This window comes from Sulfitobacter mediterraneus (assembly GCF_003054325.1).
In the GTDB taxonomy this organism is placed as follows: Bacteria; Pseudomonadota; Alphaproteobacteria; order Rhodobacterales; family Rhodobacteraceae; genus Sulfitobacter; species Sulfitobacter mediterraneus.
On sequence record NZ_QBKU01000007.1, the window covers coordinates 214,722 to 234,171 of the forward strand.

Genomic DNA, 19,450 nt, shown 5'->3' on the forward strand with positions numbered 1-19,450 from the left:
GCCATGACAGATCGTCGCTATGTGATTGATGAAATGATCTCTGCCAAATCGATCGCGGCGCGGATCGAGGATTTGTGCAAAGAAATCCAGAAAGAGTTCAAAGGCACCGATAAACTGGTGGTTGTGGGGCTGCTGCGCGGATCTTTTGTGTTTATTGCCGATTTGGTGCGTGAATTGGACCTGCCGATCGAGGTCGATTTTCTGGAGGCCTCCAGCTATGGCGACGGCATGGAAAGCAGCAGAGAAGTACGCATTCTCAAAGACTTGCGCGGCGCAATTGAAGGGCGCGATGTGTTGGTTGTTGAAGATATTGTTGATACCGGGCACACGCTTCATCACGTCACCGCATTGCTAAAGTCCCGCGAGCCGGGGCGGCTGAAGTCGATTGCATTGCTCGACAAACCCAGCCGCCGCGAGGTTGATCTCAAGGCCGATTGGACCGGCTTTGAAATTCCGGATGAATTTGTTGTGGGCTACGGTATTGATTTTGCCCAACGCAACCGGAACTTGCCGTTTATCGGGAAAGTGCGGTTCGTGTGAACCCAAATTGGCTGTTTCGCATGTCCAGATGGGCGCGCAATCCGCCCTCGGCCAAGCGGGTCAAACTGGTATTTGGTATCATCGCATTGGCGTTTGTGATCTGGGGTATTGAATGGCTGGGATACTGGCCGGATTGGGCCACGGCAGAGCGTATTCCACGCAAATTTTAACTGCGGGTTTCTGCCTGTTCACAAAAACTTTAGACACGTCTGACGGGTGCTGTGTTACGCTGTTTTTGTATAAGGGAGAACACCATGAAATCGCTTAAAAAACAAACACTTGTTCTAGGTTTGAGCGCCGCTTTGATCGCAACGGCGGGATATGCCGCCAGTCACGCGGCGAAATCAAGCAACAAGGCAGTCGCGGCGCGGCATGCCCAGATGCAGATGATCGGCTATCACACTGGCGTTCTGGGCGCGATTGCCAAGGGTGAGGCGGAATTTGATGCCGCCACGGTCAAGGCGGCCGCTGGCAATCTAAATGCGTTGGCCAAGATGGATGGATCCACGCTTTGGCTCGAAGGCACCGCGCAAGGTGAGGTAGACGGTTCTCGCGCCAAGGCGGAAATCTGGACCGATGCGGCAGGCTTTGCCGCCAAGTTTGCCGCGCTTGAAAAGGCCAGCATGGAGATGATGAACGCGAGTGATGCCGCCGCCGTTGGCGCTGGCATGGGCGGTATTGGCGGTGCGTGCAAAGCCTGCCATGAGACCTATCGCGGTCCGAAAAACTAAACTTTTGCGGGGGTTGGTAAAAATTCTTGGGGCCTGCGCCGTGATTGGCGCGGGGTTGGGTTGGTTCCTAACCGCACCTGATCCGCTTGATCCCGCTTTCGGGGCAAGGCTGACAGCCGACCCAGAGGCGGGCGCATTGGTGTTTGCGGCAGGTGGCTGCGTCTCTTGTCATGCGGCGCCGGGCGCGGAAGGTGATGATAAACAAGTGCTTGCCGGTGGATTGGCCTTTGCTAGTGATTTTGGGACATTCTATGCGCCCAACATTTCGCCAGATCCCAATGCCGGTATTGGTGCATGGTCCCTGCCCGGTTTTGCCCGTGCCGTGACCCGCGGCGTATCTCCCGAGGGACAGCATTATTACCCCGCCTTTCCCTACGCGGCCTACCAACACATGCAGGATCAGGACGTTGTGAACCTGTTTGCCTATATGCAAACGCTGCCTGCTGATCCGACGCCCAGCAAGGCGCATGACGTCGGTTTTCCGTTCAACATTCGCCGGTCTTTGGGCGGATGGAAGCTGTTGTTTATGAAGGATGAATTTGTGCTGTCCGGGAATCATTCGACCGAAATGACACGCGGGCGATACCTGGCCGAAGGGCTGGCCCATTGCGGCGAATGCCACACGCCGCGCAACGCCTTGGGCGGTTTAGACCGGTCGCAATGGCTGGCAGGCGCGCCCAATCCCTCGGGCAAGGGGCGCATTCCCAACATCACACCGGGCAAGCTTGACTGGTCCGAAAGTGATCTGGTCGCCTATTTCGCAACCGGTTTCACCCCAGATTATGACAGCGCGGGCGGCGAGATGGCCGAAGTGGTCAGCAACCTTGCCCAATTGCCGCAAAGCGACCGCGAAGCCATCGCAGCCTATCTCAAGGCAGTGCCTGCGATCCCTTAGGCCTTTGCCAGCTTTGCGTTGCGTGCGTCACGCAGCTTCGCAAAATCATCGCCTGCGTGATAGCTGGAACGGGTCAGCGGTGTGGCCGAAACCATCAGGAAACCCTTGCCATAGGCCGCCTTTTCATAGGCGGCAAATTCATCAGGATGCACAAAACGATCCACCCGGTGGTGTTTCGGGGTTGGCTGCAGATATTGGCCGATGGTCAGGAAATCTATGTCGGCGGCCCGCATGTCTTCCATCACCTGAATGACCGACTGACGATCTTCGCCCAGTCCCACCATGATGCCGGATTTGGTAAACATCGAGGGGTCCATTTCCTTGACCCGCTGCAACAGGCGCAGCGAATGGAAATATCGCGCACCGGGGCGGACTTCCGGGTACAGGCCCGGCACGGTCTCAAGGTTGTGGTTGAACACATCAGGCCGCGCCTCAACCACTTGTTCCAGAACTTTCGGATCACAGCGGATGAAATCAGGCGTCAGAATTTCGATTGTGGTGTCGGGGCTGCGATGGCGCACGGCGCGGATGGTCTGGGCGAAATGTTCGGCGCCGCCATCCTCGATATCGTCGCGGTCCACGGAGGTGATCACCACGTGATTGAGCCCAAGCTTGGCAACAGCATCGGCAACGCGCCCCGGCTCAAAGCTATCCAGCGCCTCGGGCGGTTTGCCGGTTGCGATGTTGCAGAAGGTACAGGCGCGGGTACAGACCTCGCCCATGATCATCATCGTGGCGTGACCTTGGGACCAGCATTCGCCCACGTTCGGGCATCCGGCCTCTTCGCAGACCGTGACCAACTTGTTGTCGCGCATGATCTTTGCGGTGTCGGCATAGCCTTTGCCGCCCGGTGCCTTGACCCTGATCCAAGCCGGTTTCTTGGGCTGGGCATTGTCAGGCTTGCGCGCTTTTTCGGGGTGGCGCTGTTCGGGTATCTTCAGATCACGCATGATGTCCTCCGGGCATTTTGCCTTATGTAACAGAAAATTGGGCGTGCAAAACCCCACCCGCTGCAAGGCTGCCATGCACGCGGCGCGTCATGATGGCGCAATTATTGCCACCAACGCGGCCCCATCCGGCGGCGCAACCAACCGCCCAGGGACCAATGATCTCGGGCGATCATCAACAAAAGCGCAACAAAAGCCCCCATCACCGCCAGATCAATCACCTGATTGCGGTGGATCGGAAACCCTTTGCCGTTCAGGGCAAAGGGGTCAAAGAACCCCTCCCAACGGCGGGTGATGGTGTAGAAATGCATCACCGCCAATGCGCCATAGCTGGCAAAGCGAAAGATCCCCAAGGCCGCCAAGAGGCACAGCAATATTTGAACCGATCCTGCCAGATAGATCTGGCTGATCTCTACCGTCACCCCGTCAAAGTGTTTGGCAAGCTGTTGATATTGCTTGGGTGTGATCAGTTTATGCGCGGCCCACAGAAACATGAACCACGCCAGTCCAAGGCGCAGAACCAACAGTGCGGCGGCGTCGCGCCGGTCTTGTGATGTCATGCCAAGGTTCCTGCAAGAAGTTCAATTTCCACGGCCACACCCTACAATTCTACGCGGTTTTGGGAAATCACATTAAGTAATGTCCGGACCCTATGTCAGATCACCCGGCGCATCCGCGATCAAGCGGTGCAGCAGGTCAGAAAGCTGGCAAAGGTCCTCATCCGTCCAGCGGTCGCGGAACACATAGCCCGCTTGTTTTGCAAAGGTCATACGCGCCTCGGCCACCCTTTCAAGGCCCGTTTGGGTCAACACAACAAAGGCCAAGCGTGCATCCCTGCTGTCCGCCTGACGCGCCACAACGCCAATTTTTTCCAAAGGCGCGGCCATTCTTGTGACGGTAGAGGCGCTGACATGCATACGTTTTGCAAGTTCGACCCGCGACAGACGGTGCAGCGGTGCCTGCTCCAGATGCATCAGCAAAAAGACCTCGTTCACGGACAAGCCGTGGACCGATGAAAAATCACCTGAAAGGCGGGCTTTGATCTGATCTGCCGATTGTAAAAGGCGCAGGGTGTTCTTGAGGCATAAATCTTCCATGTTCCAATTGTATCCGAATCGCTTGCGCATGCAAGTTGTTTGCAATAGATCGGGCCAATGATTATAATGTGAAGGACGCGCGCGATGGATCTGGAACTCATTTTTTCGCTGGCTGGCGTGCTGGCCATGGCGGGCTGGGCCATATTGCTGGTGTCGCCGCTTATTCCGGTTTGGTCGGATCGCATCGCCGGGCTGATCATTCCGGCTTTGTTGTCTGTGGGATATGTCGTGCTGGCCGTCTTCTTTCCCTCACAAGGCAATGGCGGGTTCAATAGCCTTGCCGAGGTCAGCGCCCTGTTCTCCCAGCCGAGCGCATTGTTGGCAGGCTGGATCCACTATCTTGCCTTCGATCTTCTTATCGGCGCGTGGATCTGCAAAACCGCCAGACAGGAGAACATCCGATTTTGGTTTGTTATCCCCTGCCTGCCGCTGACTTTTCTGTTCGGTCCGGCCGGATTCCTGGCGTTCTTGCTGTTGCGCCTCATTGTGCGGGGCAAACCGAGGGCGGCACATTCATTGTAGGGCTCTCTCGCCTAGCCGATCATAGGGCCGCCTGCCCCAATCGTTTCGTCATAATGCCTGCGCAGGCGGATCAAGGCGATCCGCAACACCACTTTCCCCGACCGCGCGGACCACCCAAGACGTTTTTCGGTGGTCTCCAACCCTTCGAGGTAGCAACAGCAGCGCAAAACAACATCTGACAGTCCGGGCCCCAAATGCGCCAGTGCCGCCGACACACGGGCGCGGGCCTCATGGGGGGCACCGTCGCCGCCCTGAGGGGCGCTGCGGCTGGTCGATGTTCCAGCGGTCAAGAACCCCTCCCAGTTCTGGGTGACTTTGCTGTCCATCTGCGCCAGCTCAAAATCCTCGCGCAGGCGCTCTCCGGCCTGTACCAAGGGCTCGCTCAAAAACGGTTGTCCGTCTTTGTCTTTGCGCCGCGATAGGGCCGACAGCGGGCTTTCAGCCAGACAATACCGGATGCGTTGGCGGCGTGGGGCGTCTTGCTCGGGATCATGGCTGTCTTGCCAGCCGGGACCGGCATGTTCGAACGGGGCCTGCGCCTCGGCCAAACCGTTGGCGGCCTTGGGCGGATGTTTCAGCATCGCGGTCAGCTTGGCCCGTCCGGCGCGGGTGATCTGATACCGCGTAACGCGCCCCGTGCTGATCGATGTGATCCAGTTTTTCAGCGCCATTGCCTGCGCCACACCGCTATCGACCACCGCAGTGCGGGTACTGCCACCCCCTGCGATATCGCGCACCACAACAGCCTTTTCCATCTCGGGTGCCACCGCCAACACCGCACCCGTCTCCGCCAATCGCCGGAGCACCCGCAACGCCTCACGCTGCAAGGTTGGTTGATCAGGAATTGGGGTCATCTGCGGTTGCGCCATTGCGGTTGTATCCTTTTGTCTGGGTCTGGTCGTCGGGCGCTTGGCACGCACAGCGCCAAGCCTGCAAAGAGCCGCATCAATGAGGGGGTCATCGCGGCGCATCTCGATCTTGCGAATGCGGCGCAAAATGGTCGAAGCATGGCAGCCCGCCTCACGCGCCAAAACGCGGATCGGGGCGCCCTCTTCGGTATGGGCCAGATAGTTACGTGCGCCGATTGGCACCCACTCTGGCAGTTTCCGTGAAACCCGCAGATTGCCCATCTCGTTTGATGCACTCATGCCATCCCCCTCCATGATCTCTGGCAGCAGATATCCACAGTGTTATCCACACAACTTAAAAGTGCATTGGTTACACGATCGTTAAAATCTGCCCGTTTGTTAAGGATTGTCTCCAAATCGTAAACAATTGGAAACGCCCCGTCCGGCGCTGGTCAAACCCGCGCAACACATGGGTTTTGCCGTCAATATGCGCCCCGCGCGGGCCTGATTGTCAGCTGCGCCGATCCCGGAGGACATTAAGAATGAGAGATCCCCTATCCATCCTGGCCACATTGCACCGCCCGGCCCTATTGATGCGGGCGGCGCGGATTGGTGCGCAAGATTACAAACGCCAGATCCACCTGCCCCGATTGCTGGGCTACGGGGCGTTGCCGCGCCATGGGGCGGCGCTTTTTAAACTGATTGAGCTGGAGGCAGAACTGGATGAATACCGGAAAACATCCGATGCCGGCTATCACTTACTGCGCCATATAGACGTGTTGATCGCCGTGGTGGGTGAGGCGCAAATCTTGCGCGCCTCACTTGATCGTTCAGCGGCCCAAAAGCCGGACCCGGATCACATAAAGCTGTCAGGCTCCGCTGCTTTCTTTTCCGCGACATAGGCCTCAAGGGATTCGCGGATCGCAGGGTCAAGCGCAGGCTGCTGGTAGTCGGCCAGCATCTTTTCGACCCGCAGGCTGGCAAGGGCTTGGGTGTCCCGTGCGCCTTCATCTTCCCATGTCTCGAACGGTTTGTAATCGAGCAAATCTGATTTCCAGAATGCCGATTTGAAGTTCTGTTGGGTGTGGTCACAGCCAAGATAATGGCCGCCCGGCCCCACTTCACGAATGGCGTCCATCGCCTGGGCATTGTCATCTACCGACACGCCTTTGGCCAAATGGTGCAATGTGCCAAGCTGATCGGCATCCATGACAAACTTCTCGAATGAGCTGACAAGCCCGCCTTCGAGCCAACCACAAGAGTGCAGCATAAAGTTCACACCGGACAGCAGACCCATGTTCAGGCTGTTCGAGGTCTCATAGGCCGCCTGCGCATCCGGCAGCTTGGAGCCGCAGAACGACCCCGCTGATCGGTAAGGCAAGCCCAGACGCCGCGCCAATTGGCCCGCACCATAGGTGATATGCGCAGCCTCGGGCGTGCCGAATGTCGGTGCGCCGGAGTTCATATCAATCGAGGTCACAAAGGCCCCCATGATCACCGGGGCGCCCGCACGGATCAGCTGGCTATAGGCAATGCCGGCCAGTGTTTCGGCCAGAACCTGCGTCAGCGTGCCCGCCACAGAGACCGGCGCCATCGCGCCGCCCACGATAAAGGGCGAAATGATACAGGCCTGATTGTTCTGCGCGTAAACCTCGAGCGCCCCCATCATCACATCATCAAAGGTCATCGGAGAGTTGATGTTGATCAGCGAGGTCATCACGGTGTTGTCTTGGACAAAATCCTTGCCAAACAACAGTCCGGCCATATCCACCGAATCCTGTGCGCGGCTTGGTTCTGTCACCGACCCCATAAACGGCTTGTCGCTTAGCGTCATATGGGCAAACAACATGTCCAGATGGCGCTTGTTGACTGGCACATCTGTTGGCTCACAAACCGTGCCGCCCGAATGGTGCAACCACTTGGACATATAGGCCAGTTTCACAAACTTGTTGAAATCCGCCATCGTCGCATAGCGGCGCCCGCCCGCGGCATCGCGCACGAAGGGGGGGCCATAAACCGGGGCAAGCACCAGATTACGCCCGCCAACCACGACAGACCGCTCAGGATTGCGAGCATGCTGGGTAAACTGCGACGGTGCTGTTGCGCACAATTTCCGGGCCAGACCGCGCGGGATGCGCACGCGCTCCCCGTCTACGTCTGCACCTGCATCACGCCAGCGTTGCAAGGCCGCCGGATTGTCGAGGAAGTTCACGCCGACCTCTTCCAGAATGGTCTCTGCGTTCTGTTCGATGATCTCAAGCGCCTCTTCGGTCAGCACTTCGAAGTTGGGAATGTTGCGCTCGATATACCGTGCTGTCTCAAAAGAAACCGCGCTGCGCTCTGCCCGCCGTGCTGCGCCGCCGCCCCCACGTGTCCGTCCGCGCCGTGCTTGTTCCGCCATTGATTTTATCCTTCACAACGATTGTTGAAACAGTGCCTATCGGATTCCCGACAGGACCCTCGCGCAGATAACGTCCCGCTCGGGCAAAAAACGACATCTGCCTGTCTCTCCGCGCCCCTTTTTGGCCCAAAATATTCCGGGGGTTTGGGGGCTGGCCCCCATCCGCCCTTGCCACGCAGATCAACCGCGCCTAATCAGGCGCTATGACAGAGATCGTATCCCCCACCGACCATGACCGCCTGCTGATCATTGATTTTGGCAGCCAGGTAACCCAGTTGATCGCCCGGCGCCTGCGCGAGCTGAACGTGTTTTGCGAAATTCACCCGTTCAACAGCGTTGATGACGCCTTTCTGGCAGAGTTCAAACCCAAGGCCGTGATCCTTTCGGGCGGGCCATCCTCGGTGATTGACGACGGCTCTCCGCGCCCCCCATCCAAAGTGTTCGAACTGGACGTGCCGATCCTGGGCATTTGTTACGGCCAACAGGTGATGATGGAAGTGTTGGGCGGCAAGGTTGAGCGTGGCCACGGGACCGCCGAGTTTGGCCGCGCCTATGTGACCCCCGGCGCGGAAAAGCTGGCGCTGCTGGAGGGTTGGTTCGAAGACGACCGCGAACAGGTCTGGATGAGCCATGGCGATCACGTCAGCCGCATCGCGCCCGGATTTGAGGTTTTTGGCACATCGCCGAATGCGCCTTTTGCGATCACCGCTGACACCAGCCGCAACTTTTATGCGGTGCAATTCCATCCCGAGGTGCATCACACACCCAATGGCGCAAAGCTCTATGAGAACTTTGTGAAACTCGCCGGGTTTGAGGGCGATTGGACCATGCGTGCCTACCGCGAAGAGGCCGTGGCCGCGATCCGAGAACAGGTTGGCGACAAAAAGGTGATCTGCGGGCTGTCCGGCGGTGTTGATTCCTCTGTGGCCGCCGCGCTGCTGCACGAGGCCATCGGCGATCAGCTGACCTGCGTGTTTGTCGATCACGGGCTGTTGCGCAAGAACGAGGCCCAAGAGGTCGTCACCATGTTCCGCGATCACATGAACCTGCATGTGATCCACGCCGATGAAGTCGAATTGTTTTTGGGCGAATTGGATGGGCAATCAGACCCTGAAACCAAGCGCAAGATTATCGGTCGTCTGTTCATTGACGTGTTCCAGAAATACGCCAATGAGATTGAAGGCGCGGAATTCCTTGCCCAAGGCACGCTTTACCCGGATGTTATTGAATCGGTGTCCTTTTCCGGCGGTCCTTCGGTGACGATCAAAAGCCACCATAATGTTGGCGGGCTGCCTGAAAAGATGGGTCTCAAACTGGTCGAGCCGCTGCGCGAATTGTTCAAGGACGAGGTCCGTGCATTGGGCCGCGAGTTGGGTCTGCCAGACAGCTTTATTGGCCGCCATCCTTTCCCCGGTCCGGGTCTGGCGATCCGTTGCCCCGGTGAGATCACCCGCGAAAAGCTTGAGATCCTGCGCGAGGCCGATGCGGTCTATATCGACCAGATCCGCAAGCACGGTCTTTATGATGAAATCTGGCAGGCCTTTGTGGCGATTCTTCCTGTGCGCACCGTTGGCGTGATGGGCGATGGCCGTACCTATGATTTTGCCTGCGCATTGCGAGCAGTGACCTCGGTTGATGGGATGACAGCGGATTATTACCCCTTTAGCCATGAGTTTTTGGGCGAAACCGCAACTCGGATCATTAACGAAGTGCCGGGTATCAACCGCGTCACCTATGACATCACGTCCAAACCTCCGGGCACCATCGAATGGGAATGATCACCCCGTGACACTGGCCGCATCTGCCCCGCCAACCCGCGTATTGGGTGCGGCCCTGTGGATGCTGGGCGCTATCGGATCGTTTTCGGCCATGGCGGTTGCGGGGCGCGAGCTTGGTCCTGTCCTAGATACTTTTGAAATCATGATGTATCGCTCGTTTTTTGGCGTGATTATCGTGGTGGCGCTCGCCTTTGGCAGCGGCACATGGCGCGAGATCAAAACGGACGCTCTTGGCCTGCATTTCATCCGCAACATTGCGCATTTTGCGGGGCAAAACCTGTGGTTCTACGCGGTCACAGTGATCCCCATGGCGCAGCTTTTTGCGCTTGAGTTTACCAGCCCGCTTTGGGTGATTGTTCTGGCGCCCTTTATCCTTGGCGAACGGATGACGCGGGTGCGTGTGACCGCCGCTGTGATGGGGTTCATTGGTATTTTGATCGTCGCGCGGCCTGATATGGACGGGATCAACAGCGGCATGATCGCCGCCGCCAGTTGCGCGATCTTCTTTGCCCTCGTGGCGATGTTAACCAAACGTCTGACCCGCAGCCAATCCATCACCTGCATCCTGTTCTATCTCACTGTTATGCAACTGGTTTTTGGCATCATTTGCGCCGGATATGACGGCGATATCGCCCTGCCCGGCTGGTCCAACATGCCGCTTTTGGTGTTGATCGGGATCTGCGGTCTGGTGGCGCATTTCTGTATCACCAAGGCGCTGACCATCGCGCCAGCGACCGTCGTGGTGCCGATTGATTTTGCCCGCCTGCCGATCATCGCAATTGTTGCTATGCTGTTTTATGGCGAGGCCTTGGATATCTGGGTATTTGTCGGGGCTGTGATCATTTTTGCGGGCAATTATTTCAACATCTGGCACGAGACCCGCAAAACCGCGTGACAATGCGCAGGTTTCGGGTCGATGACAGTCACGCAGGCGGGCTAGATCAAAGCCATGAATGAACAAAAAACAGTCTCGTCACGTGCATGGGCGGAAATGCTTTTGCTGGCCGCCATCTGGGGTGCGTCCTTTGTCTCTATCCGCATCGCGCTGGATGAGGTCGGCCCGCTGACATCGGTGGCGCACCGTGTGGGCTGGGCCGCCTTGGCCCTTTGGGTGGCAGTCATTGTGATGAGGCTGAAGATCCCCCGGGATCCACGTGTTTGGGGTGCCTTTTTGATGATGGGGCTTTTGAACAATGTGATCCCCTTTGGCCTGATGGCTTGGGGGCAATTGCACATCGAAAGCGGGCTGACCTCGATCCTGAATGCGGCCACAGCGATCTTTGGGGTTCTGGCCGCGGCGCTGTTCTTTGCCGATGAACGGCTGAGCCTGCGCAAGCTGGTCGGGGTCGGTCTTGGCTTTGCCGGGGTGGCCACGGCGATCGGATTGGACAACTTTCGCAGTTTTGATTTGCGTTCGTTGGGTCAGCTGGCAATCATCGGCGGCACAATTTCATATGCGCTGGCCAGTGTTTGGGCGCGCAAACGCCTTGCTGGTCATCCACCGCAAGTTGCGGCAGCGGGCATGGTCACGGGCAGCACATTGATCATTCTACCTGTCGCTTGGTTTGTTGAGGGGCCGATCACACTGGCGCTTGAGCCGCGCACATTGGCCGCTATCGGGTATTACGCACTTATCGCGACGGCGCTGGCGTATCTGCTCTATTACCGCGTCCTTGCCATGGCGGGCAGTGGCAATCTGATGTTGGTCACATTGCTGATCCCGCCTTTTGCCATCGTTCTTGGCGCGGCCATGCTCGGCGAGGCCCTGCGCCCGGCGGCCTATGGCGGATTTGCCCTTTTGGCGATAGGATTGCTGGTATTGGACGGGCGCGTCTGGCGTTACTTAAAAGGCTCCGTTAGGTAAGGAAAAACACTGAACCACGGACGCGAAATTATGCTGTATCCCACCGCCCAAGCATGGCGTGACGCCCCGCACCGCAAAGTGCTTATCTTTGGTATGTCCGGTCTGGGCAAAACCCATCTGTCCGGTCTGTTGCGCGGATCGGGGGATTGGTTTCACTATTCTATCGATTACCGGATCGGCACCCGCTATCTGGGAGAGCTGATTGCCGACAACGCCAAAGCCGAAGCCATGAAAGTGCCGTTTCTGCGCGATCTGCTGCTGAGCGACAGCATCTATATCGGGTCCAACATCACCTTTGAAAACCTCAGCCCGGTTGCAACTTGGCTGGGCAAACCGGGTGATCCTGCCAAGGGCGGTTTGCCCATGGCCGATTATGCCAAACGCCAGGAAGCGTTTCGTCAGGCCGAGATTGCGGCCCTCGAAGACACCGCGCATTTTGCGGCGCGGGCGCAGGATCTGTATGGTTATGATCATTTTATCTGTGACACTGGCGGGTCGATCTGTGAATGGGTTGATCCCGAAGATCCTAACGATCCGCTGCTGACCAAGCTGTCAAAGGAATGTCTGCTGGTCTGGATCAAGGGCGATGAGGCCCACACTCAGGAATTGATCCGCCGCTTTGACCGGGCGCCCAAACCGATGGCCTATCAGCCGGAATTTCTGGCTGAGGCTTGGGCGCGTTACCTGAAAGAAAACAACATGGTAGAAGGCGACGTTGATCCGGATGCCTTCATCCGCTGGACCTATGCGCAGGCGCTATCGCATCGCCAACCGCGCTATGAGGCGATGTCAAACTGGGGCGCCACGATCACGCCTGATGACATCGGCGCATTGCGCATGCAGCAAGATTTTGTTGACCTGATCGCGGGCCGCCTGCCGTCCTGACGATAGCCCTCGATCACGGCCCCGCGACCGCCCCCTTGGCACCATGCCTTGGTCGGTCTATCTAATCGTCTCTGAGTTACGGAAGTTTCGCCATGCCCATCAAGATCCCCGCCACCCTGCCCGCCTATGACGTGCTGACGCGCGAAGGCGTTATGGTGGTTGATGAGGAACTCGCGGCGCGGCAAGACATTCGCCCGCTCAAAATTGCGCTGCTCAACCTGATGCCGAAAAAGATCCAGACGGAGAACCAGTTTGCCCGTCTGATCGGCGCGACCCCTCTCCAGATCGAGCTGAGCCTGCTGCGCATGTCCGAACACCGCACACGCAACACTGCCGCACAGCATATGGAGAGCTTTTACCGCCCCTTCGAAGAGGTCGGCGATGAAAAGTTTGACGGGCTGATCATCACCGGCGCTCCCATCGAACATATGCCGTTCGAAGAGGTCACCTATTGGGAGGAACTGGAGCGGGTGATGAACTGGACCCAAACCAATGTGCATTCCACCTTTGGTGTCTGCTGGGGCGGCATGGCGATGATCAAACATTTCCATGGCGTTAAGAAACACATGTTGGATCACAAGGCATTCGGCTGTTTCCGGCATAAAAACATGGCCGCCGCATCGCCCTATCTGCGCGGGTTTTCCGATGAATGTGTGGTTCCCGTATCCCGCTGGACCGAGGTCAAACAGGACGAGGTTGATGCAGTGCCTGCGCTCAACACCCTGCTGGCCAGTGACGAGGTTGGCCCCTGCCTGATCGAAGATCCCGATCATCGTGCGCTTTATGTGTTCAACCATTTTGAATACGACCGGGACACGCTCAAGCAGGAATACGACCGCGATGTGGATGCCGGAACGCCGATCAACGTGCCGTGCAATTACTACCCGCAAGATGATCCCAGCGTGATGCCCACCAACCGCTGGCGCAGCCATGCGCATCTGCTTTATGGCAATTGGATCAATGAGATATACCAATCCACGCCATTTGAGATGGACCAAATTGGCCGGTAAACTTGCCCTCCTCTTGATCCTGCTGGCCGGGATCGTGGCGCTGACCCAATGGCGCGCATCCGTGCAGGAACGAGGCGCGGTTGCGGCGCATCCCCCAACCGGCGAGATCGTGGATGTGAACGGCGTACCGGTGCACTATCAGATCATGGGAACCGGCCCCGATCTGGTGATGATTCACGGGGCCAGCGGAAATCTGCGCGACTTCACACTCAGCTTTGCCGCTCGCCTGTCAGACAGATACCGCGTGATCCTCTTTGACCGCCCCGGCTTGGGCTGGACCGGTCGTTTGCCCGTTGCAAAAGGTGCGTGGAATGCCCGCGCCGAAAGCCCGCAGGAACAGGCCGCATTGTTGCAAGGTGCCGCAGATCAGATCGGCGTCACCAATCCCATCGTTCTGGGCCATTCCTTTGGCGGTGCGGTGAGTTTGGCCTGGGGGCTGTCACGCCCTGACGAAACGGCGGCGCTGGTGCTGGTCTCGGCGGTGTCCGAACCTTGGCCCGGCGATCTGGGCTGGACCTACAAGGTCACCGGATCGTCACTTGGTGGCGGATTGGCTGTGCCCCTGATCACCGCCTTCGTGCCCGAACCCTATATCGCCAGCAGCATCGAAAGCATTTTTGCCCCGCAATCGCCGCCCGCGGGCTATGCCAGCCATCTGGGTGTGGACCTCAGCCTGCGCCGCAGCACCCTGCGTGCCAATGCACAACAGGTCATGTCATTGCGCCCCCATGTGGTTGAAATGCAAAAAGAATACCACAACCTGACCATGCCGATCGAAATCATCCATGGCGATGCCGACACCATCGTTCCGGCGGTTGTGCATGCAGAGGTGTTGATTGGCGATGTGCCGCAAGGAAATCTGACCATTCTGCCGGGCGAAGGGCATATGCCGCAGCACACACAGCCAGAGGCCGTGATCGCCGCAATTGACCGCGCGGCAGCCTCTGCGGGTTTGCGTTAAGCCTGTTAACATCCCATATTAAGATCAACAGTGATCAGGAGGCCCCATGGACCTGCCCTTTGACGGCGCGATCAGCGCCTATTTCGAAAACGACGCGCCCGAGGCCATTCGCAACGCGATCCGCCGCGCCGACAAGGACGATATCATAACCGCCAGCTATCCGCATCCCGAACGTATGGCCCGCAAGGTTTACGACCGGCAGATGGAAAAATTACAGATCGAAGTGGTCAAATTGCAGGCCTGGACACGGGCCAGCGGCACCCGCATCGCCTGTCTCTTTGAAGGGCGCGATGCGGCTGGCAAAGGCGGCACGATCGGGCGTTTCCGCCAGCATCTGAACCCGCGTTCCGCCAATGTGATCGCCCTGTCAAAACCCACCGAAACAGAACAGGGTGAATGGTATTTTCAGCGCTATATCAAACACTTGCCGACCAAGGGCGAAATGGTGTTCTTTGACCGGTCCTGGTACAATCGCGGCGTGGTGGAACCGGTGTTTGGCTTTTGCACCCCGGCTCAGAACGCGCATTTCTTCCGGCAGGTGAACCCCTTTGAAGCACAGCTTGTGGATGACGGGATCCATCTGTTCAAATTCTGGCTGAACGTGGGGCGCGGCGAGCAATTGCGCCGGATGCTGTCACGCGAGTCCGATCCGCTCAAGCAATGGAAGCTCAGCATGATTGACGTCAAAGGTCTGGCAAAATGGGACGATTACACAAACGCCATCGAAGACACCCTCGCCCGCAGCCACACCGACATTGCCCCCTGGACCATCGTGCGCTCTGACGACAAACGCCGTGCGCGTCTGAATGCCATCCGCACCGTTCTGCATGCCTTTGAGTATGACCGCAAAGACAGCAAAGCGATTGGTAAAATTGACAAAAGTGTATGCGGCGGTCCGGACCTCTGGGATGCCTAAACGCGGCTATCACCACGGCAATCTGCGTCAGGCCCTCATCGACGCTGCGCTCAAGTTGATTGAGCTGCGCGGGCCTATGGGATTCACCCTGTCAGAGGCCGCCAAACAGGCCGGTGTGACGCCCGCCGCAGTCTATCGCCACTTTGACGGACGCGAGGATCTGATCGCAGAGGCGGCTCGGCAGGGCTATGAAATCTTTGCTGATTTGATGGATTTTGCCTATCAATCCGGTCAACCTTCGGCGCTCAAGGCGTTTGAGGCGACGGGCCGCGCCTATCTGGCCTTTGCCCGCAAACACCCCGGCCATTACATCGCCATGTTCGAGAGCGGCATCTCCGTGAACCGCACGCCGGAACTGGCAACCGCAGCCAATCGCGCCAACGGCGTGCTGGAAAAAGCTGCCGAAGACCTCAGCCAGCACATCCCCGCAGACAAACGCCCGCCCGCCACCATGTTTTCGGCGCATATTTGGGCAATGAGCCACGGTGTGGTCGAATTGTTCGCGCGAAACTCACCGGGCCGCGCCTCGCCGTTTCCGCCAGATGATCTGTTGGAAACAGGGATCGGGATTTATCTGCGCGGCCTCGGGCTGGTGGATGGCGATAGCTAGGCCAAACTGTCCAGTGCCTCCGCTGCCATGGCAAAGCTTTTCACCCGCGCGGCATGATCATGGATCTGCCCGGTCAGGATCACTTCGTCCGGCGCATAGCGTTCAATCCACTCCGCCAGCTGCCGCTTGATCGTATCAGCAGACCCAACTGCCGACACCCGCAAGGCCTGATCCACAGCGCGGCGCATGCCCGCCCCGATCACCGCGTCAATGTCGCGGACCGGTCTGGGCAATTTGCCACGCTGCCCGGTGCGCAGCCGCGCAAAGGCCTGCTGCATGGTGCTGCGCAGATACAGACCCTCTTCATCCGTACTTGCCCCGAACACATTGATCGCCAACATGAATTTCGGCGCATCCAAATGCCCGGAAGGCTTGAAATAGCGCCGGTACATCTCGGCCGCCTGATCCAGCGCATCAGGTGCAAAATGTGAGGCAAACGCATAAGGCAGCCCCATTTGCGCCGCCAATTGCGCCCCATAAAGCGAAGATCCAAGGATCCAGACCGGTACATGGGTGCCTTCACCGGGCAAGGCCCGCACTGGCGCATCGGGGTGTGGATCGCCCAGATAGCCAATCAACTCCGCCACATCACCGGCAAAATCGTCACTGCCCGCCCGCCGCAACGCATGGTACACTGCCGGATCACCGCCCGGCGCCCGGCCCAGCCCCAGATCAATGCGATCTCCACAGAGCGTGGCAAGCGTGCCAAACTGCTCCGCCACCGTCAAAGGCGCATGATTGGGCAACATGATCCCGCCTGCCCCCACACGTATGCGCCGGGTCAATCCTGCAACATGCCCGATCAGAACTGCGGTCGCCGCAGATGCGATTCCGGGCATATTGTGATGCTCCGCCATCCAATAGCGGTGATACCCAAGCGCCTCTGCCCGCTGCGCCAAATCGCCAGTGTTCTTCATTGCCTGAACGGCATCTGTCCCCTCTGGCACCGGCGCCAGATCCAAAACCGAATATTTCATCACATGCTCCTGCTTTGCCTCAATCTAAGCACCACGGTGGACAGGTAAAACCGCCGCTCCCCTTTTTGGCTGAAAATACTCCGGTGGGGGTCCGGGGGAGGCTGGCCTCCCCCGGCGTGTCGCGGCGCGCAGGCGCCGGGACAAATGAAAAAGGCCGCACCCTGCGGCACGGCCTTTCCCAAAAATCGTTTCGATAAACTTAACGCTTGGCTAAGCTGGCATCTTCATTAAGTGTTGCACAGCAATAGCTTAGTTCTGTAAAAAGCCGCTTGTAAAACATATGTAAATCACGCGCAGCGTATGCTGGCAAACGCTGTTAGCTAACTGGAACGCGCTTTCGTTGCCAACACAACAGCTTTGTCCAGTTCGCCACTCTCAGCAGCAGCTTTGAACGCTTCAAGCACTGCCGCAACGCCTTCAAGCTTGTCCACAAAAACAGCGTTGCTCTTGCCGTTAATATTCAAAATCCTGCTGCCATACCTGCACTGCACATACCAGCCATTGTCCTGCTCAAAAAACCAAGCGCGTACCCGTTTGTCATGCTCAACAAGTACCCGCTCACCCGCATCATTCGTCTGCCAGCGTTTTGTCTTCACAGTATACTCGTCAGCGCTCAAAGCAGCCGCCAGCACCTTTTGCTGTTCTGCAACGCCAGCCAGTAGCTTTTCACGTCGCGCAATGACGGGATCTTTTTGAACGTTACGCTGAACAGTTTTTAGGTTCAGTTTTGCAAGATGTGACATAGCTTCATAACTCCATATGTTACTGTTTTTATGAAACTATTTTCAAACTAAACGTAGGACGACCGAAAAACATTCAGCCTTTGCCGACAAAGGATAAATAACTGCGAAAGGTAAGCAGTTATGAAAATAGATTGGAGAAGCACGACGCACGAAGGTTGGATTGATGCACTAGATGCAAGCAACAACGATATTTTTGGGGTGCTGAAATTTTACAACGGACGCACAATTGGCAAAAGCAAAGCTAAGGCACTACTCGGTGCATATTGGCATAAAGTGGATAGGACGCTTTTTGGCAAGGCTGCTGACAAAGGTTACGGCATAGAGCGATGGTGCTTTACGGAGTACGGCAGCGATGGGCGCAACTTGCACATACACTTTGTAGCAACCTCACCTATCGCAATTCGACCGTGTTGCGCTGTGCTTAATGCGCTTTGGGCAGACATGCACAGGAGCACAGCTGGCGTTGCGCACAACTGGATTACACCGATACAAGACAGGCGTGCGGCATTTGCTTACACGACAAAAGGCACACGATACTTAAGCACAGATTTTATAGGCGAGAAAATTTCGCACACAGACGCAGCAGGCACGGACTTAGGCAAAGATTACACTGAGGCGCAGATTAAACGCATAGCGAACAGGATTTCGAACAGGCAACTAACAGAGGCTTACGAGGCGATGGAAAGACAGATTGTACAAACTGCATTAAAGCGAAAAACACGATAAAGGCACAACACTGCTGAATTGCGAGGCATACGGCAGCTTACAGGCACAATACATTTTTGGACGATACGAATAGCACAGTTTGCGCAGCTGCTGCTACTCGTAAGTATGTTCAAACACAAAACAACAAACACAATCACTCAAACAGCAACATTGAAACAAACAACGGTAAATACACAGAGGCACAACACAATGACACTACTGGAAAGCACATACAGGCAACTACACAACGCAGGACTTGTACACTGCGCTGAGGCATTTAGCAGCACGTACTTGAACAAGAGCAAAAACTGGTACGCGTATCAAAAGCACACGCGACGGGATTACAGCATTGATGCAGCTGTACAGTGCTTGCGCAGCATACGCGATCAACAGCAAACGCTGGAACTGACACAAGCGCAGCGACACGCGCTAAGTACAGCTGAGCTTGATCTACTAGCGCATTTGAACGCACAGCATTGCGTGGCAGATGTATGCTAATGCGAAATGTTATAGAACAACAAATCTATAACATTTCAGCTCAACCACCAATAAAAACAGTGGCTTACTTCAAACGTAAATTTCGGTCGTTATCATAAATGTGTGAATTTACAATCACTTACAACAGAACCACACATTTAGGGGATGATGAGATGAAACAAGCAAAGCTACTAACGACGCAGGAACGCAAGCGGCTGGCAGCTGTTATCGACAGCAAGCGCCACGCAACGCGCAACCACACAGCTGTCGCACTCAGCTTTTACGCAGGACTTAGGGCATGCGAGATTGCAGCACTGCGCATTGGCGACGTTTTTGACGAAACAGGCGAGGTGCGTGACACGATACACTTGCGAGCGGCACAAACGAAAGGCAATGAAGCGGCGACTGTGCTTGTGAACAAGCGTTTGTCGCAACAGTTACGTAAATATGAACCGCCCCTTGTTTGGCGGAGACCCAGAAGTAAGGATACTGGGTTATGGAAAAGAAGAACTTTGGGAAGAGATATCCGGACGAACTACGTGC

The 19,450-nt window shown here is 56.9% G+C and carries 24 protein-coding genes; 17 read left to right on the top strand and 7 right to left on the bottom strand.

Annotated elements, in window-relative coordinates; translation table 11 throughout:
* The first annotated feature begins 3 nt into the window (after positions 1 to 3).
* The 4 genes from hpt (at position 4) to C8N31_RS13235 (ending at position 2,166) form a co-directional block, all read left to right on the top strand.
* Positions 4 to 540, top strand: a complete 537-nt coding sequence (gene hpt, locus C8N31_RS13225; RefSeq protein WP_025046190.1) for a hypoxanthine phosphoribosyltransferase — start codon at positions 4 to 6, stop codon at positions 538 to 540.
* 20 nt (positions 541 to 560) lie between these two features.
* Entirely contained in the window at positions 561 to 710 is a 150-nt protein-coding gene (locus C8N31_RS20380; protein ID WP_037907582.1) for a hypothetical protein, read from the top strand.
* Positions 711 to 794: 84 nt separating this feature from the next.
* Positions 795 to 1,271, top strand: coding sequence for a c-type cytochrome (locus C8N31_RS13230; protein ID WP_025046189.1), 477 nt, complete (start codon positions 795 to 797; stop codon positions 1,269 to 1,271).
* 4 nt (positions 1,272 to 1,275) lie between these two features.
* Positions 1,276 to 2,166: a c-type cytochrome gene (locus C8N31_RS13235; RefSeq protein WP_025046188.1), complete on the top strand. Its 891-nt coding sequence runs from the start codon at positions 1,276 to 1,278 to the stop codon at positions 2,164 to 2,166.
* Here the strand turns inward: C8N31_RS13235 and lipA are convergent.
* From lipA to C8N31_RS13250, 3 genes are all read right to left on the bottom strand, one after another.
* Positions 2,163 to 3,116: a lipoyl synthase gene (gene lipA / locus C8N31_RS13240; protein ID WP_025046187.1), complete on the bottom strand. Its 954-nt coding sequence runs from the start codon at positions 3,114 to 3,116 to the stop codon at positions 2,163 to 2,165. The two genes, C8N31_RS13235 and lipA, sit on opposite strands and share 4 nt — an antisense overlap.
* Positions 3,117 to 3,217: 101 nt before the next feature.
* Positions 3,218 to 3,673 carry a hypothetical protein gene (locus C8N31_RS13245; RefSeq protein WP_025046186.1) on the bottom strand — a complete coding sequence of 152 codons (456 nt, stop codon included), beginning with the start codon at positions 3,671 to 3,673 and terminating at the stop codon, positions 3,218 to 3,220.
* 90 nt (positions 3,674 to 3,763) lie between these two features.
* Complete coding sequence (locus tag C8N31_RS13250) at positions 3,764 to 4,210, bottom strand: MarR family winged helix-turn-helix transcriptional regulator (protein WP_025046185.1); 447 nt, start codon at positions 4,208 to 4,210, stop codon at positions 3,764 to 3,766.
* 84 nt (positions 4,211 to 4,294) lie between these two features.
* Here C8N31_RS13250 and C8N31_RS13255 point away from each other — a divergent pair, with 84 nt between their 5' ends.
* Complete coding sequence (locus C8N31_RS13255; protein ID WP_025046184.1) at positions 4,295 to 4,732, top strand: ABA4-like family protein; 438 nt, start codon at positions 4,295 to 4,297, stop codon at positions 4,730 to 4,732.
* 11 nt (positions 4,733 to 4,743) lie between these two features.
* Here C8N31_RS13255 and C8N31_RS13260 read toward each other — a convergent pair whose 3' ends face one another.
* The gene (locus C8N31_RS13260; RefSeq protein ID WP_231476646.1) at positions 4,744 to 5,880 is read right to left on the bottom strand and encodes a DUF6456 domain-containing protein; all 1,137 of its coding nucleotides are present in this window, start codon (positions 5,878 to 5,880) and stop codon (positions 4,744 to 4,746) included.
* 242 nt (positions 5,881 to 6,122) lie between these two features.
* Here C8N31_RS13260 and C8N31_RS13265 point away from each other — a divergent pair, with 242 nt between their 5' ends.
* Positions 6,123 to 6,482: a DUF6477 family protein gene (locus tag C8N31_RS13265; RefSeq protein WP_025046182.1), complete on the top strand. Its 360-nt coding sequence runs from the start codon at positions 6,123 to 6,125 to the stop codon at positions 6,480 to 6,482.
* Here C8N31_RS13265 and C8N31_RS13270 read toward each other — a convergent pair.
* Positions 6,437 to 7,981: a trimethylamine methyltransferase family protein gene (locus C8N31_RS13270; RefSeq protein WP_025046181.1), complete on the bottom strand. Its 1,545-nt coding sequence runs from the start codon at positions 7,979 to 7,981 to the stop codon at positions 6,437 to 6,439. The two genes, C8N31_RS13265 and C8N31_RS13270, sit on opposite strands and share 46 nt — an antisense overlap.
* A gap of 203 nt (positions 7,982 to 8,184) precedes the next feature.
* Here C8N31_RS13270 and guaA point away from each other — a divergent pair, with 203 nt between their 5' ends.
* From guaA to C8N31_RS13310, 8 genes are all read left to right on the top strand, one after another.
* Positions 8,185 to 9,759, top strand: a complete 1,575-nt coding sequence (gene guaA, locus C8N31_RS13275) for a glutamine-hydrolyzing GMP synthase (protein WP_025046180.1) — start codon at positions 8,185 to 8,187, stop codon at positions 9,757 to 9,759.
* Between the two features lie 61 nt (positions 9,760 to 9,820).
* Entirely contained in the window at positions 9,821 to 10,654 is an 834-nt protein-coding gene (locus tag C8N31_RS13280) for a DMT family transporter (protein WP_025046179.1), read from the top strand.
* Between the two features lie 54 nt (positions 10,655 to 10,708).
* Positions 10,709 to 11,623: a DMT family transporter gene (locus C8N31_RS13285; RefSeq protein ID WP_025046178.1), complete on the top strand. Its 915-nt coding sequence runs from the start codon at positions 10,709 to 10,711 to the stop codon at positions 11,621 to 11,623.
* Between the two features lie 30 nt (positions 11,624 to 11,653).
* Positions 11,654 to 12,508 (top strand): hypothetical protein, encoded by an 855-nt coding sequence (locus C8N31_RS13290; protein WP_025046177.1) that lies wholly within the window; start codon positions 11,654 to 11,656, stop codon positions 12,506 to 12,508.
* Positions 12,509 to 12,600: 92 nt separating this feature from the next.
* The gene (metA, locus tag C8N31_RS13295) at positions 12,601 to 13,518 is read left to right on the top strand and encodes a homoserine O-acetyltransferase MetA (protein WP_025046176.1); all 918 of its coding nucleotides are present in this window, start codon (positions 12,601 to 12,603) and stop codon (positions 13,516 to 13,518) included.
* Positions 13,469 to 14,479, top strand: a complete 1,011-nt coding sequence (locus C8N31_RS13300; RefSeq protein WP_051544539.1) for an alpha/beta fold hydrolase — start codon at positions 13,469 to 13,471, stop codon at positions 14,477 to 14,479. Before metA ends, C8N31_RS13300 begins: the two co-directional genes overlap by 50 nt.
* Before the next feature lie 46 nt (positions 14,480 to 14,525).
* The gene (gene ppk2 / locus C8N31_RS13305; RefSeq protein ID WP_025046174.1) at positions 14,526 to 15,395 is read left to right on the top strand and encodes a polyphosphate kinase 2; all 870 of its coding nucleotides are present in this window, start codon (positions 14,526 to 14,528) and stop codon (positions 15,393 to 15,395) included.
* Positions 15,388 to 16,005, top strand: coding sequence for a TetR/AcrR family transcriptional regulator (locus C8N31_RS13310; RefSeq protein ID WP_025046173.1), 618 nt, complete (start codon positions 15,388 to 15,390; stop codon positions 16,003 to 16,005). The genes ppk2 and C8N31_RS13310 overlap by 8 nt, the downstream gene beginning before the upstream one ends.
* On the opposite strand, the gene C8N31_RS13315 is transcribed toward C8N31_RS13310, so the two are convergent.
* Together C8N31_RS13315 and C8N31_RS13320 are read right to left on the bottom strand one after the other, a co-directional pair.
* Entirely contained in the window at positions 16,002 to 16,982 is a 981-nt protein-coding gene (locus C8N31_RS13315) for an LLM class flavin-dependent oxidoreductase (RefSeq protein WP_025046172.1), read from the bottom strand. The two genes, C8N31_RS13310 and C8N31_RS13315, sit on opposite strands and share 4 nt — an antisense overlap.
* A 320-nt stretch (positions 16,983 to 17,302) precedes the next feature.
* Positions 17,303 to 17,725 (bottom strand): hypothetical protein, encoded by a 423-nt coding sequence (locus C8N31_RS13320; protein WP_025046171.1) that lies wholly within the window; start codon positions 17,723 to 17,725, stop codon positions 17,303 to 17,305.
* 120 nt (positions 17,726 to 17,845) lie between these two features.
* Between C8N31_RS13320 and C8N31_RS13325 the strand changes: the two genes are divergently transcribed.
* From C8N31_RS13325 to C8N31_RS13335, 3 genes are all read left to right on the top strand, one after another.
* Positions 17,846 to 18,451, top strand: coding sequence for a hypothetical protein (locus tag C8N31_RS13325; protein ID WP_025046170.1), 606 nt, complete (start codon positions 17,846 to 17,848; stop codon positions 18,449 to 18,451).
* Positions 18,452 to 18,640: 189 nt separating this feature from the next.
* Positions 18,641 to 18,928: a DUF6626 family protein gene (locus C8N31_RS20725; protein WP_107992380.1), complete on the top strand. Its 288-nt coding sequence runs from the start codon at positions 18,641 to 18,643 to the stop codon at positions 18,926 to 18,928.
* 152 nt (positions 18,929 to 19,080) lie between these two features.
* Positions 19,081 to 19,450, top strand: a 370-nt coding sequence (locus C8N31_RS13335) for a tyrosine-type recombinase/integrase (protein WP_170116164.1), incomplete at its 3' end; no start/stop codon positions are given.